Annotated in this window: 2 protein-coding genes and 1 pseudogene; 1 reads left to right on the top strand and 2 read right to left on the bottom strand. The window is 68.2% G+C overall.

Annotation, left to right across the window (positions count from 1 at the left end):
* A partial coding sequence (locus ADL25_RS45920; protein WP_267889238.1) for a sigma factor-like helix-turn-helix DNA-binding protein occupies positions 1-98 on the top strand: 98 nt, incomplete at its 5' end.
* Positions 99-362: 264 nt separating this feature from the next.
* Here ADL25_RS45920 and ADL25_RS50395 read toward each other — a convergent pair.
* Together ADL25_RS50395 and ADL25_RS09855 are read right to left on the bottom strand one after the other, a co-directional pair.
* Positions 363-1,029: pseudogene (locus ADL25_RS50395) on the bottom strand (hypothetical protein).
* A gap of 5 nt (positions 1,030-1,034) precedes the next feature.
* Complete coding sequence (locus ADL25_RS09855; protein ID WP_079050273.1) at positions 1,035-1,427, bottom strand: hypothetical protein; 393 nt, start codon at positions 1,425-1,427, stop codon at positions 1,035-1,037.
* Positions 1,428-1,643: the final 216 nt, after the last annotated feature.

Genomic DNA, 1,643 nt, shown 5'->3' with positions numbered 1-1,643 from the left:
AGATCGGCGAACGCCTGGGCGTCTCCCAGATGCACGTCTCCCGCCTGATCTCCCGCCTGCTGGCCCGACTGCGCGAAGGCATGCTCACCACCCAGTGACTGGGGAGCCGCCGGTGTGACGCTGCCGCGATGCGTGCCCCGCGAGGGCACGGGGGAGACGTCGGGCGGGATATCTGCCGCGCGGGGTGCGGCCACGCCTTTTCGCCGGGTGCTGCCTTGTCTTCTGCGGCAACCGGCACTTCACCGCTTACGGGCTTCCTCGGGTCCCTGCACATGGAGTGTCACGGCAGGCATCAGAGGCATACGACCGCCGAGCTTCGTAGCCGCTCCGGTGCCTGTAGCTGTATCGGAGCGCGGATGTGATCAGCTGATATCCGGATCGTCGGACTCCTGGAGCAGCCGGGCCGCGAGGTCATCGGCCCACTGCACGGCCCAGGCGCGGAGAGCGGTGATGGCTTTGTCGTCGAGGCCGTAGACGACGAAGGCTTCGTCGTCGGTTCATTCGGCGCCTGCCAGATTCACCTGAAGGTCTTCGCGTTCGAAGCGACCCCGAGCGTGGCGGCGGCCGAACTCCGCGAGTTCGGCGCTGGTCCAGCGGCGAGAGGCCGCGAACACGTGGATCAGCTCGCGGGGCGCTCCGCGATCGGCGAGGGCGGACTTTGGTCCCGATGACGTCCTCCTCCGCAAGGACGGGCCCGTAGGGGCTCTGGGTGACCGGCCGCCAGAAGATCTCCTTGAGGATGTCGACTTCGCAGTCCTGACAGCTGACCGGATCGGACACGGTGAAGGGGGCGGACAGGGGGGCGGTCTCCAGCGTCTTCACTCGCCAGCTCTGTGCTTCCAGGCCGCTACGCGGGGCGGCTGCGATGTCGGCCATAGGAGTCGGATTCTCGGTGGCGACATCGAGGTCCTGGCTCGGACGGTCCACCAGGCGGTGCGCCCGTACGGCATATCCCCCGGTGAGGACCAGCAGATACGGGGAGCCGATAGCGAGGACATCCGTCAGGAGCCGCGTGTGCAGTTCCGGCATGTCCCTCACGCGGCTGAGCGCGTGCGGGAGGCGAGCGGGGAGAAGGCGTCTTCCCACACGGTGCGCACGGTGCGACCGACGAGGGTGCGCAGCACCGGCCACATCTGAAGGAGCAGGTCCTGGTTGAGGTAGCGCGGCAGGTCTTCGTGCAGGCCGTCGTGCAGGACGGTGCGGTACAGGCCCATGCGTTGGCGAGGCTTGTCCATGTCGTACGAGGTCATCCGGGACCAGGCCATATGGAGCGGAATATTCACGATCCCCTTGGTCGGGCCGCGCAACTCGTCAAGCGACTTTGGCAGGCGGCGCCGGAACTTCTCCCGGTACAGCTCGAGGTCCTCGGCGTCCGCCTCCGAGAGGTTCGTCGTTGCCCGTGCGGGGTGCTTCGGGCTGGAGGGCATGGCTCCAGTATGGCGGGTGCACAAGTCGTGCGGGGCGTGGTGTGTGCGCCGGTGTCCCGCGCGGGTGAAGGCGCGTTCCGTATCCAGCGTGCACAGCGCGATGGGTGCGCCGGTGTGGGCCGGGCGCCGTTTGGGCGCCCGGCCGGTGGTGGGTGGTCTGGGGTCAGCCCTGCGGTTGGGCGATGTTGACCATCCAGGTGATGCCGAAGCGGTCCG

Source organism: Streptomyces sp. NRRL F-5122, from assembly GCF_001507435.1.
Classification (GTDB): Bacteria; Actinomycetota; Actinomycetes; order Streptomycetales; family Streptomycetaceae; genus Streptomyces; species Streptomyces lannensis.
Note: the sequence above shows the minus strand (reverse complement) of the source record. Positions and strands in the feature narration are given on the sequence as shown.

Coding starts and splice junctions, on each gene's coding strand:
- ADL25_RS09855 (WP_079050273.1), bottom strand. CDS start 1,427: ATGCCCTCCAGCCCGAAGCACCCCGCACGGGCAACGACGAACCTCTCG.